Origin of the sequence: Flavobacterium sp. SM2513, assembly GCF_050908145.1 — a bacterium.
GTDB lineage: Bacteria > Bacteroidota > Bacteroidia > Flavobacteriales > Flavobacteriaceae > Flavobacterium.
In genome coordinates, this window is record NZ_CP194228.1 from 196,658 (window position 1) to 210,165 (window position 13,508).

The following is a 13,508-nucleotide window of genomic DNA, read 5'->3' on the forward strand; positions in this document are numbered from 1 at the left end:
TGTTTACACAATGACAATGAATACTGCTAAAGCTGTTGAACTAATTGAATTAAAAAATGATAATGTAAAAGTGGGCGATTTACTAACCGTCAGAATTATTATTAAAACCGAAACAGACTTAGAATTTGTGCATTTAAAAGATTTAAAAGCTTCCTGTTTAGAGCCTGTTGACGTGGTTTCGGGTTAGGAGTGGAAAGGCAATTTTAGTTATTATAAAAGCACCAAAGATGTTTCAACCAACTTCTTTTTCGACCGATTGAAGAAAGGAACCTATGTTTTAGAATACGATTTACGAATAACCAACAAAGGTGATTTTAATAATGGAATTTCCACTTTACAAAGTATGTATGCTCCCGAATTTACGGCTCATTCTGAAAGTAGGAAAATCAGGATTGAGTAATAACCAAAAAACCCGAAAGCATCAACTTTCGGGTTTTTTAATTTATAAAAGGTATGTAAATTACTTCACAATCGTCATTTCATCTACAATGTGTTTCGCACCTGCATATTTGTCGATAATCCAAAGTACATAACGAATATCTACATTAATTGTTCTTTGTAATTTAGGGTCAAAGATAACGTCTCCAGCCATAGCTTCAATATTTCCATCAAAAGCAAGACCGATTAATTCTCCTTTTCCGTTCAAAACCGGCGAACCTGAATTTCCTCCCGTAATGTCGTTATCTGTCAAGAAATTGATTGGCATGAAACCATCTTTATCTGCATATTGACCATAATCTTTTGCTTTATTCATTTCGATAATTTTGGTTGGCATATCAAATTCGGCATCGCCTTTTTTGTATTTTTTTACCATTCCGTCCATTGTCGTGTAGTTGTTAATTTTCGCGTCATTACGTTTATCTGCTGGTAAAGCACGTACTTTTCCATAAGTCAAACGAAGTGTAGAATTTGCATCAGGATACTGAATTGCATTCATTTTCGATTCTCTTAAACCTTCCACTAAAAGTCTAAATGATTTTTGGAAATCATTGTCCATCGCTTCTAATTCTTCTGATTTTGCACGGTATTGTGTCATTAAATCTAAAGAAATCTGATACAATGGATCATTTTTAATTACTTCAGCATTTGGATTTTGCAAATAGTTTTGCATTTTTTCTTTGCTTGTAAAAATGCTTTTTTCAGCCGCTTCATTTACAAACTTGGTAAAATCTCCGCCATTTTCAGCTTTCACTTTCCCAATCATTGTAGGTAATCCATAAGCAGCACCTTTAGCAGCATATAAATTCAATTGCGCAGTCAAAACATCTTTCTCTAAAGGAGCATAAAATTCAGAATATGTATTCTCAATTCCATCAGCAAAACGAGGCAACATTTCTGCTCTTTTCGCTTCATTTTCTCCTGCATATTGTATCAAACCATTTCCAAAACTAGCTGGCATAGCACCGTAAGTTGTAGTTCTTAATAATTGCATCAAATAACTATCATGACTTGCTTTCACATTTGTAGCGTCATAATATTTATTTATTGTAGCAATTACGGTTCCGTATTTTGCTTTGTTTACTGATTTATTAGCCCATTTATTGAACTTTTCTTCTTGACCCGCTTTCGTTTTTGCAGTTCCGAATTTTGTTAAAGCGTCAATCATTCCTTGACGATTCTTCCAGTAATTTGCAGTAGAAGCATATTTTGAAGCATACATTAAATTGACTTTTTCATCTTTTGTCATGTATTTTTTCATATTATCCATTCCTGTTTTCGCACCTTCAACCCATGCAGGATAAGCATACTTAACATTTTGATCAATTCCTCCAGCCGGCATCCAACGATTTGTTCTTCCTGGGTAACCCAAAATCATTGCAAAATCATTTTCTTGAACACCTTTTAAACTTACTGGTAAATGGTGTTTTGGTTGCAAAGGCACATTATCTGTAGAATAATCTGCTGGATTTCCGTCTTTATCAGCATAAACTCTAAACATAGAAAAATCTCCTGTATGACGAGGCCATTCCCAATTGTCTGTATCTCCACCAAATTTTCCAACACTTTCTGGAGGTGTTCCTACTAAACGAACGTCAGTATAATCTTGGTAAACAAAATAGTAATATTCATTTCCTTGAAAAAAGGGACGAACAGAAACCGTATACTTTCCACCTTCGTCGTTTTCTTTTTGGATTTTTGCAATTTCTTGATTGATTGCTTTTTCTCTTTCTAATTCGGTCATTTTATCGTTTACTACGTCTAAAATTCGTTTAGAAACATCGTCCATACGTACGAAAAAACGAACGTATAATGATTTTGGTTTCATCTCCTCTTTGCGAGTTGCTGCCCAAAAACCGTTTTTTAAATAGTTTTGTTCTTCACTTGACAATTCAGCAATTGCATCATATCCACAGTGGTGATTTGTCAAAACCAAACCTTGAGAAGAAACGATTTCAGCCGTACAACCTCCGTTGAATTGCACAATTGCATCTTTCAAACTGCTGTTGTTTACGCTGTAAATTTCTTCAGCAGTTAATTGGAGTCCCATTTTCTGCATATCTCTATGGTTCAAACGTTCAATGAACATCAAAAACCACATTCCTTCGTCGGCTTTTACAGTTGCCGGAATTACCATTATCGAAAGGGTAACGAATAAAATAATTTTTTTAAACATGTGTGAGTTAATTAAATAGTTAGTCATTTGCAAAAATAAATTACCTTGTTTTTTGCGGTGCTAATATATAACTTCTAAATAAGTTGCTTTGCTTTATCGTTTGCAAACTAACTTGTTTACATGGTTTTTAACTTTTCTTTTAGAATTGATAATCTAAAAGTGGAAGTTTTGAAGATTTATAGCCCATTTCAAATCTGTGTTGTACCACAATTGACCTTCATTCACTTCTAAAGGTGAATCGAAGTTATTAGTGTATAAACCACCTGTTCCCAAACCTTGCGGAAGTGGTGATTGCAGCGTAAACGTAAATTGGGCAATCGCATTCAAACCGATATTACTTTCTAAAGCAGAAGTAATCCACCAACCGATGTTGAGTTTTTCAGCAAGCGTAATCCATTCTTGAGTGCCTTGAAAACCGCCAAGCAAACTTGGTTTTAAAATAATATATTGTGGTTTTATATTCTTCAATAATTGTTCTTTGTCGGCAAGCGAAAAAACTCCGATTAGCTCCTCATCTAATGCAATTGGAAACGGAGTTTTAGCACATAATTTTGCCATTTCAGCGATTTGATGCTGCTTTATAGGTTGTTCAATACTGTGTAAATCGAATTGATGCAATTGATTTAATTTTGAAAGTGCTTCTTCTGGCGTAAAACCTCCGTTTGCATCTACCCGAATTTCTATAGTTTTTGAATCGAAATGCGTCCTGATGAATTGCAATAATTCGAGTTCTTTATCAAAATCGATTGCTCCAATTTTGAGCTTGATGCAATTAAAATTTTCTGCAATTTTCTGTTCGATTTGTTCCTTCATGTACGAAGGTTCGCCCATCCAAACTAAACCGTTTATAGGAATACTTTTTTGGTTTGCAGTAAATTTTGAAGGAAATAATTGCAGTGGGTGTTCGCTTTCTAAAGACAGAAAAGCCATTTCTACGCCAAATTGAATCGAAGGAAACTCGGTTAATGAATCGTATAAAACTTGTTTTCCTAACGCAATATTTTCACAAACCCATTGTAATTTTTGTTCATAATCGGGACGATCGTCAATACTTAACGTTCGAAGGATTCCACATTCGCCGATACCTTTTTTTCCATTCAATTCAAGTACCAAAAACCACGTTTCTTTTTGTGTCAAAATACCACGAGAAGTTCCTGCAGCACGTTTAAAATCTAACACATATTTTTGATAATAGGCATTAAGCATAACTTACTCTTCTATTACTTTTAAAATTCGTTCGAAATTATCGGATTGAATTCCTGTCTTTTTCATCTCTTCAAAATCATTTTCAGTACGGCTGTTCCAATCTTCAGTTGCTGAAACATTTTGCTTTCTGTATTTTTTATGTAAGGCTTTCGCTTCACTATACTGGTCATTTAATAAATAAGCATGTGCTAGATTCAACTGTACCAATAACTCAGAACCGTCCATAATTTCCGCTTCTTTCAAATATTTAATTGCTTTGCCGTATTGTTTGGAATAAATGTAATAAGTCCCCAAAGCATTGTAATCCATTACTTTTCCGTTTCCATTGTCAATTAATCCAACATGCAATAAACGAATGGCTTTTTCGTATCTTTTATTCTTGAAGTGTTGAAAAGAGTTGATGCGAACACTGTTTAAAATAGTTTGATTCTCTGGCTTATTCGCAAGGCATTTTGCACCAAAATCGCGATATGCTTTTGATTTCTCTACTGCTAATAATTTTTGGTATTCCGTTACTGTATATTTCTGAACGAATTGCTCCAAAATACAAACACAGAAATCATTCGAATTTCCCATTAACTCAGCTAAATCAGAAGTTTTACACAAATCTAATATAGACTTTTTATTTTCCTGACTCCAGCCTTTACTTAGTTTATAGTCGACCCACGGCACTACTTCTAAAACAATTTTTTGCTTCATAATCCAATTCTGACTTTCAAAAGCAAACCAGATGTTTTGATCATTCGTTTTTAGACATTTTGAATTTTCAACAGAAAACAGCTTTGCTTCCTTGCTTAAAGGTGTGTTTTGAACGTAGCAAGAATTCTCTGTTTTTCCTGAATCTTTATATTTAATCGCATTTTCTTCGGAAGAAAACAAAGCGTAGGTACACTTATCGTCACCAGATATTTTAGACATTAAAAAAACAGCACCAGCTGAGCCTTGACTAACTCCTGAGGGATCCGGAACGGATTTCAATAACGAAACCAGACTTGTTGCTAATTGTTGGTTATCATCTAATAAAGTAATTCGGTAAATGATTTCAGTCGTTCCTTTTGGGAAATCTTCAGATTTGACCGTGATTCGATTTCCGGCTCCTAAAGAAATTTCTTTAGTAGTAATACGGGCTTTGTCCCAATATCCGGTTTGTTGAGCGGAAAGTGAAAAGCAGAAAAAGAAAAAATAGATAAAAAAATTTGCTTTCATAGTATTCGAAAAGAGTATTAAATAGTCCCGATAAAAGTCCCTATCACGAGATTCAAAATTTTTATTCAGCAATGGAAGAAAACAAATAAAATCAGCCGAAACCGTCAAACATTTGGCTCCAAGAAAAAAGGCTTGACTAATGCCAAACCTTTTTTTATAATAGATTTTCTCTAATTACAACAATGCATCAAGTGCATCTGTGTACGCTTTTTTAGGAGAAACGCCAACTTGACGACCTACTACTTCACCGTTTTGAAACACTAAAACAGTTGGAATATTTCTAACACCGTATTTTGCAGCAAATTCTTGATTAGCATCAACATCTACTTTTCCTACAATTGCTTTACCTTCGTATTCAGTAGCAACTTCGTCGATAACTGGTCCAACCATACGACATGGTCCACACCAAGCTGCCCAAAAATCTACTACTACTGGTTTATCTGATTTCAATACTACTTCGTCAAAAGTCTCATCTGTTATAACTAATGCCATAATGTTCTTTTTTAATTTATTAATAGACAAATTTACATTATTTAATTGAGTTTAAAAACCATTTTAAATTAGTTTTGGCTATTTTCGAATTGTTAAAATTGATGTGGTTAGTTGAGTTTGAAACTCAAATCGCACTTTTCAAGTTCCTGCAAAAGTTCGTGACAAATATTCACCTTCAGCTTTCGGCTGTTCATTGAAAGTTTTGTCAACACTCGAATTTCTTCTATTTCACTTGAAATATCGATAGGAATTTCAACTTCTATATCTTCGGCATTTTCTAATTCAAGTTCTTCTTCTATTTCATTCTCATCGTCAGAAACAGCTGTTTGAACCGTTTGAATATTCTTTTTAACCAAAGCCGTTTCAGTTTCGAGAATTTCAAAACTTACTTGATGATCACCTTGATGCTCTTTAAAGACAGAATTCAGATTTTCAATTAATTCCGATTTAAGCTTTTTAATATCTAAATCAATTATAATTTTTTTCGAAAAGTTAGTCAACACATCTTGAAGTTGTTTTGCTTCTGTAAATTGGATTCGAGGTTCAGATTTCTTTCCCGTTTCCTTATTAATCCAACCTTCTTTCACCAATACTTTGAAATATGTAAAATTATTTTGAATTAAAAAATGACGAAATTTTAGGTATTCTTCTCCAAAAATCTTGAATTCAAAGCTTTCATCGTAACCTTCCAGATTGAAGGTAGCCCAACCTTTTCCATTTTTAGCAACGCGGTGTTGTACATTATTAATGATTCCGGCAAACGTCAAACTCTTGCCTAAATGCTGGTCTAAATTTCGCAACGCATCCAGATTGGAATTACAGAAATATTTCATTTCAAATCTAAAATCATCTAATGGATGTCCAGAAATATAGATTCCTACAACTTCTTTTTCTTTAGCTAATTTCTCCATCGTACTCCAATCTTCACACGGTGGAACAATTGGTTCGGCGATTTGAACATCACTTGCTTCGCCAAATAAACTTACTTGCGATGAATTTTCATTCTCTTGAAATTTAGCTCCGTAGCGAATGGCTTTTTCGTAAAATGTCACATTATCGCCATCATCATGGTGAAAATATTGAGCTCTCGTCGTACCTTCAAACGTATCAAAACCTCCAGCCAAAGCTAAATTCTCGATTGCTTTTTTATTCGCAGCTCGAAGGTCAATTCGTTTGGCTAAATCAAAAATCGATTTGTATTTTCCGTCTTTTCGGCTGTCAATAATAGCTTGTACAGCTCCAGCACCAACGCCCTTAATCGCACCCATTCCGAAACGAACGGCATAATCATTATTTACGGTAAATTTATAATAGGATTCGTTTACACAAGGTCCAAGAACGTTCAATCCCATTCGCTTACATTCCTCCATAAAGAAGGAAACTTGCTTGATATCATTCATATTATTGGACAAAACTGCCGCCATATATTCCGCTGGAAAATGCGCTTTTAAATAAGCAGTTTGATAAGCAATCCAGGCATAACACGTGGAGTGTGATTTATTAAATGCATAACTTGCAAAGGCTTCCCAGTCTTTCCAAATTTTCTCCAAAACCTTCGCGTCATGTCCTTTTGCAGAAGCTTGCTCAACGAATTTTGGCTTCATTTTATCCAAAACATCTTTCTGCTTTTTACCCATTGCTTTACGCAAAACATCGGCATCACCTTTTGAAAATCCAGCCAAAGACTGAGACAGAAGCATTACTTGCTCTTGATAAACTGTAATTCCGTAGGTTTCTCCGAGATACTCTTCACAAGCATCTAAATCGTATTTGATTTCTTCTTCTCCATTTTTTCTGCGAACAAAAGATGGAATATATTCAATTGGACCCGGTCGATACAACGCATTCATCGCAATTAAATCACCAAAAACCGTTGGTTTCAAATCCTTCATGTATTTCTGCATTCCGGGCGACTCATATTGAAAAATTCCTACCGTTTCTCCACGTTGAAAGAGCTCATATGTTTCTTTATCATCAATAGGAAATTCATCCGGATCCAGGTCGATATTATTTCTATACTTGACTAATTTGACCGTGTCTTTAATTAAAGTTAGGGTTTTTAAACCCAAGAAGTCCATCTTTAGTAAACCGGCACTTTCAGCAACGGAGTTGTCAAATTGCGTTACAAATAACTCTGAATCCTTTGCAAGCGTTACAGGAACATAATTAGTAATATCCGATGGCGTAATGATAACTCCACAGGCGTGAATCCCCGTGTTTCGCATCGAACCTTCAAGAATTTTAGCTTGCTGAATGGTTTCTCCTGCTAATTCACCCTCGTTTGCAATTGCTATTAATTCCTTAACCGCGTCAAATTCATCCGACCGTAAGGCTTTCTTAACATCTTCTTCTTTTTCTGAAATAAAACGCGCCAAATTCCATTTGGACGGCATCATTGCTGGAATTAACTTGGCAATTCTATCTGCTTCAAAAAGAGGCAAATCTAATACTCGAGCCGTATCACGAATCGCAGACTTTGTTGCCATCTTACCATAAGTGATAATTTGCGCAACTTGCTTTTGCCCGTATTTATTGATTACATAATCCATAACACGACCTCGACCTTCATCATCAAAATCGATGTCAATATCGGGCATGGATACACGGTCGGGATTTAAGAAACGCTCAAAAAGCAAATCGTACTTAATCGGGTCAATATTTGTAATCCATAAGCAATATGCAACCGCCGAACCTGCTGCTGATCCACGACCTGGACCAACTGAAACATCCATTCTTCTTGCTTCGGCAATGAAATCCTGAACAATCAAGAAATAACCGGGATAACCCGAATTGGAAATGGTTAATAATTCAAAATCCAGTCGTTCTTGAATTTCTGGAGTAATAGTACCGTATCTTTTTTGAGCACCAACCATTGTTAGGTGACGCAAATAAGAGTTTTCACCTCGAACTCCACCGTCCGCTTCATCTTCTGCAACGACAAATTCTTGTGGAATATCATATTTAGGAAGCAAAACATCTCGGTACAATGAGTAAATTTCGACTTTATCTACAATTTCTTGGATGTTAATAATTGCCTCTGGTAAATCAGAAAACAATTGTTTCATCTCTTCTTCCGACTTGAAATAGTATTCTGAATTTGGCAAACCGTAACGATAGCCTCTTCCACGACCAATTGGCGTGGCTTGTTTTTCACCATCTTTTACACACAACAAAATATCGTGGGCATTTGCGTCTTCCTTATTTAAATAGAATGTATTATTTGTCGCAATAAGTTTGACTTCATGTTTTTTTGAAAACTCAATCAGCGTTTTATTTACACGATTTTCATCTTCCTGGTTGTGACGCATGATTTCAAGATAGAAATCTTCACCAAATTGTTGTTTCCACCAAATTAATGCATCTTCCGCTTGATTTTCACCAACATTCAAAATCTTACTTGAAATTTCTCCGTACAAATTCCCAGACAAAACCATGATGTCTTCTTTGTATTGTTCGATGATTTTTCGGTCAATTCTAGGTACATAATAAAATCCTTTGGTAAATGCCAACGAAGCCATTTTAACCAAATTATGATATCCTTTTTTATTTTTTGCCATCAAAACAATCTGGTATCCATTGTCTTTTTTGGACTTGTCTTCGTGATTTTCACACACATTAAATTCACAACCTACAATAGGTTTAATTTCAACATCCGTTGGCTCTTCGCCTGCTGCAAGGGAAGCTTCAATTTTAGATTTTGCTCCTTTATTGTAATTCATCACGGCACTCACAAAGTGAAATGCACCCATCATGTTACCCGTATCCGTCATTGCAACGGCAGGCATCTTAAATTTGGCTGCAGCCGAGACCATATTAGGAATTCCAATAGTAGATTGCAAAACCGAAAACTGCGTATGATTATGCAAATGAGCAAATCGAGCTTCTTTTAAATCTTTTTTAGCCGACTCAGAAACTGTAGTTTTAGTTCCACCACCTTGAAGCGCTTGGATTTGCTGCCGAATTTTATCCGAAGCAAGTTTTAAATTGATGTGTTTTAAACCAATTAACTGAATTTCGTGATTGTTTCGCTCTTGAAACTCCTTGAAATAAGAAAGCGGCACATCCAATTCTTCCTTTGTGAAAATTTCACGTCGAATTAATTCGAAAAAACAACGCGTCGTAGCTTCCACATCGGCAGTGGCATTGTGTGCTTCCGAAAAAGGTTTATTGAATAAATATTGGTGTAATTCGGTTAAGGTTGGTAATTTGAACCTACCACCACGACCTCCTGGTAATTTAAGTAAAGACGCCGTAACTTCGGTACAAGTATCTAAAATTTTCATGGAACTCATTTGGGAATCAACCCCAGCTCGATGAAATTCCGCTCCCATAATATTGATATCAAAACCTAAATTTTGACCGACAATAAACTTCGTTTTGGATAAAGCAATATTGAATTTCGCTAAAACCTCTGCTAATGTAGCTCCTTGTGCTTCGGCTAATTCTGTGGAAATTCCGTGAATTCGCTCGGCATCATAAGGAATATTAAAGCCTTCTGGTTTAACTAAATAATCTTGATGTTCGATGAGTTGACCCAAATCATCATGTAATTGCCACGCGATTTGAATACACCGAGGCCAGTTGCCTGAATCGGTAATTGGCGCATCCCAACGTTTAGGTAATCCGGTAGTTTCTGTATCAAATATTAAGTACATAGCTGATTTTTAATATATTAAAAATCGCCTTTAAAAAAAAGCGAAGGATTCAAAATTACAGCTTTTTTTTCAAAATTAATCACAAAATTAGAAGCAACAAAAAACCATTTCAAAATTGATAAATCAATCTTAAAATGGTTCTCTATATATTTGATAAAAACAGTTACATCTACTAAAAGTACATTATTCTATTTTCGTCCGATATGTTGAAGAAAGATTGGTTTAGTAACCACCTCTGTCTCCACCACCACGGTTGTCTCCACCACGGCTATTACCTCCGTATCCACCACCGCTATTGCGATCGTTTCCACCTCTGTAACCACCTTGACCACCACCACCACGGTTTCCACCACCATTGAAGCTTCTTCTTTCTCCTTCTGGTTTCGGTTCTGATTTATTTACTACAATTGCACGTCCTTGAACAGTAGCTCCGTTCAATTCGTCAATCGCTTTTTGTGCATCGTCATCATTTGGCATCTCAACAAAACCAAATCCTTTACTTCTACCTGTAAATTTATCTGTAATGATTTTTACAGAATCTACAGTACCATAAGCCTCAAAAGACTCTCTTAAATCTGCTTCCTCAATGCTGAAAGGAAGGCTTCCTACGAAAATATTCATATATACAATTATTATAATTCAAACAAATGTAATCTATTTTCTTTTCATTTTACAATCTATTTTAATATTTGTGAATACATTAGGAAATTTCTGGTCTTAATTTATAAAAAATCTTGCTTTGCAATCGAAAATTCTATAGTTGTACTTTCTCCAACTACGGAATTCACTACGATTGTTCCGCCAAGCCCTTCTACTAATTTTTTTACCGTAGAAAGTCCGATTCCAGTTCCTTTTTTTCCAAAACGATCTTCATTACTTACAACTTCAAAAATATCAAAAATTTTACTTTGGTACTTTTCATCGATACCTAATCCATTGTCTTGAATTTTGAATTTGTAAAAATTTGTATCTTCTGCAAAATCAATTTTGATTTGAACTTGTGCTTTATCATTATATTTTATTGCATTGCTCATCAAATTAAGTAAAATTTGCTGTAATGCCACTTTATTTACTGCTATTAAGGATTCATCAAAATCAATTATGAACAAATATTCTTTCCGATTATCCAATAACTCGATGCATTGCTGCACCAATTTATTTAAATTAAATATCCTTCGGTTTTCGGTTAAAATAAAATCACTTTTACTGTGTTCTAAAATCCCATCCACTAATTCTCTTAAAGTTTGAGAGGAAGTATCTAACATCTGCATCATCATCTTACCATCATCATCCAGTTCTGCGGAATACTGATGTAATAAAATTTCAGTGAGACTAGATATATTATTCAAAGGAGATTTAATATCATGGGCTGCAACTCTCGCAAACTTTTCCAACTCCTTGTTCCGATTTTCCAAGTCATTTGTCAAACGCTCCAGCATCATTTTGCTTTTCCGTAGCTCGAACAAACTAACTACTTGATTTGATAACGCTTTCAATGCCATTAATTGCTTTTGATTCAATTCTTTCGGCTGATCATCAATAACACATAAAGTTCCTAAAGCAAATCCCTCAGGACTCACAAGAGGAACGCCTGTGTAGAAAATTACGTGCGGCTCACCGACAACTAACGGATTGTTTTGAAATCTTTTGTCTAAACGAGAATCTTTAACGGTGAAAATTTTATCGGGCTCCATTATCGCATGACCACAAAACGAAACCTCTTTAATTGTCTCATCAACCTCTAATCCTATTTTTGATTTAAACCATTGCCTCCTTTCGTCAATTAAACTAATGGTAGAAATTGAAGTACCACAAATTTGTGATGCTAATTGAGTGATGTCGTCGTATTCTTTTTCCGGAAGCGTATCCAAAATAGAATACTCTTTTAGCGCTTTAAGTCTAAAATTTTCATTTAAAGGTATTTCTGGAGTTTTCATTTATCTATCATTTAAGTATAAAAAAAGCCACTCTGTTATTGAATGGCTTTGATGTACTTTATTTTTATAATGCTGGCCCAAATGTTATTGGGATTTCGTAAAAAACACCTTCTTGAAAATTAATCCGTTCTGGAGCGTTCTGAATTTCTCCTATATATGGAGCGTCGAATCTAAATTTACCTGAAATAGTCCCTGGTTTTTGAATAGCTCCGTTTTCCAAAACTAGCTCACCATTTGCTTGATCTTCAACATCGGTTGAATACAAATACGTTTGACCATTATTAACATTAGAATAAGTGGCAATTGCATTTGGGTTATTTGCAAGGTCAAAAATGTTGTCTTGAAAAAAGGAAGAAGTTCCTTCTCCTGTAATTAATACAGGGTAAGCTGTCATCGTCACTTTCTCAAAACCCTTAAACGCTGTTAAAACTAAAGTACTATCTGAAGCAGTATATACCGCTGAATAATCCTGAGCTCTCCACGAAAAATTATCTTTTCTAGCCTGAAAAGCAGGAGTATTAAAACTAACATCTTCTTCACATGAAGACAAAACGGTTATAATCATTAATAATGCGACAATTTTTTTCATTTATGTGTTTAATTTACAGATTGGGAATTTATATTATAGATTACAAAAATAGTTTTTAAAACCAAATATGCTAAATTATTTTTTATAAAATAATGTGGACGTTGTATTATTAACAAAATTCAATCGTTAAGTTACCGATTTTCAAAGTTTAAAATTAAAAATGAACTAGAAAGTTCTGTGCTTTTAAAAAAATATGTATATTTGCACCCTTAATTAATCGAGGTCGTGTACCTCAAAATTTAATCTTAGATTATGTCTGTAAAAATTAGATTACAAAGACACGGTAAAAAAGGAAAACCTTTTTACTGGGTTGTAGCGGCTGATGCTCGTTCAAAAAGAGATGGTAAATACCTAGAAAAAATTGGTACTTACAATCCAAACACTAACCCTGCAACTATTGAATTAGATGTAGATAGCGCTGTTAGATGGTTGCACAATGGTGCTCAACCAACTGATACTGCAAAAGCAATTCTTTCTTACAAAGGTGCTTTATTGAAACACCACCTTGATGGAGGTATTCGTAAAGGAGCTTTGACTCAAGAACAAGCTGATGCAAAATTAGCTACTTGGTTAGAAGCAAAAGACAGTAAAGTTGATGCTAAAAAAGATGGTTTATCTACTTCTAAAGCGGATGCAAGAACGAAAGCACTTGCAGCTGAGAAAAAAGTAAATGAAAATCGTGTAGCTGCTGCTAAAAAAGCAGACGCTGATGCAATTGCTGCATCTGAGGCTGAAAACGCTGAAGCAGAAGTTGCTAATGAAGAAGCAGCAACAGAAGAAAACAACGAAGAAACTCAAGCATAATTTTA

Annotated in this window: 9 protein-coding genes and 1 pseudogene; 2 read left to right on the forward strand and 8 right to left on the reverse strand. The window is 34.9% G+C overall.

Annotated features, from left to right (window positions below; all coding sequences use genetic code 11):
* The first annotated feature begins 16 nt into the window (after positions 1 to 16).
* Positions 17 to 400: pseudogene (locus ACQ5J2_RS00680) on the forward strand (hypothetical protein).
* A gap of 60 nt (positions 401 to 460) precedes the next feature.
* Here ACQ5J2_RS00680 and ACQ5J2_RS00685 read toward each other — a convergent pair.
* The 8 genes from ACQ5J2_RS00685 to ACQ5J2_RS00720 all read right to left on the reverse strand — a co-directional run bounded on the left by ACQ5J2_RS00685 (position 461) and on the right by ACQ5J2_RS00720 (position 12,699).
* Positions 461 to 2,614: a S46 family peptidase gene (locus tag ACQ5J2_RS00685; RefSeq protein ID WP_432671771.1), complete on the reverse strand. Its 2,154-nt coding sequence runs from the start codon at positions 2,612 to 2,614 to the stop codon at positions 461 to 463.
* A 153-nt stretch (positions 2,615 to 2,767) separates the two neighbouring features.
* Positions 2,768 to 3,820, reverse strand: coding sequence for an o-succinylbenzoate synthase (locus ACQ5J2_RS00690; RefSeq protein ID WP_432671772.1), 1,053 nt, complete (start codon positions 3,818 to 3,820; stop codon positions 2,768 to 2,770).
* A 3-nt stretch (positions 3,821 to 3,823) separates the two neighbouring features.
* Positions 3,824 to 5,026, reverse strand: coding sequence for a tetratricopeptide repeat protein (locus tag ACQ5J2_RS00695; protein WP_432671773.1), 1,203 nt, complete (start codon positions 5,024 to 5,026; stop codon positions 3,824 to 3,826).
* A gap of 174 nt (positions 5,027 to 5,200) precedes the next feature.
* The gene (gene trxA / locus ACQ5J2_RS00700) at positions 5,201 to 5,542 is read right to left on the reverse strand and encodes a thioredoxin (protein WP_432673332.1); all 342 of its coding nucleotides are present in this window, start codon (positions 5,540 to 5,542) and stop codon (positions 5,201 to 5,203) included.
* A gap of 83 nt (positions 5,543 to 5,625) precedes the next feature.
* Positions 5,626 to 10,173, reverse strand: a complete 4,548-nt coding sequence (gene dnaE, locus ACQ5J2_RS00705; RefSeq protein WP_432671774.1) for a DNA polymerase III subunit alpha — start codon at positions 10,171 to 10,173, stop codon at positions 5,626 to 5,628.
* 222 nt (positions 10,174 to 10,395) lie between these two features.
* Complete coding sequence (locus ACQ5J2_RS00710) at positions 10,396 to 10,794, reverse strand: RNA recognition motif domain-containing protein (RefSeq protein WP_432671775.1); 399 nt, start codon at positions 10,792 to 10,794, stop codon at positions 10,396 to 10,398.
* A gap of 101 nt (positions 10,795 to 10,895) precedes the next feature.
* Positions 10,896 to 12,110: a sensor histidine kinase gene (locus tag ACQ5J2_RS00715; RefSeq protein WP_432671776.1), complete on the reverse strand. Its 1,215-nt coding sequence runs from the start codon at positions 12,108 to 12,110 to the stop codon at positions 10,896 to 10,898.
* Between the two features lie 64 nt (positions 12,111 to 12,174).
* Positions 12,175 to 12,699 (reverse strand): DUF6252 family protein, encoded by a 525-nt coding sequence (locus ACQ5J2_RS00720; protein ID WP_432671777.1) that lies wholly within the window; start codon positions 12,697 to 12,699, stop codon positions 12,175 to 12,177.
* 252 nt (positions 12,700 to 12,951) lie between these two features.
* Here ACQ5J2_RS00720 and ACQ5J2_RS00725 point away from each other — a divergent pair, with 252 nt between their 5' ends.
* Positions 12,952 to 13,503, forward strand: coding sequence for a 30S ribosomal protein S16 (locus ACQ5J2_RS00725; protein ID WP_432671778.1), 552 nt, complete (start codon positions 12,952 to 12,954; stop codon positions 13,501 to 13,503).
* Positions 13,504 to 13,508: the final 5 nt, after the last annotated feature.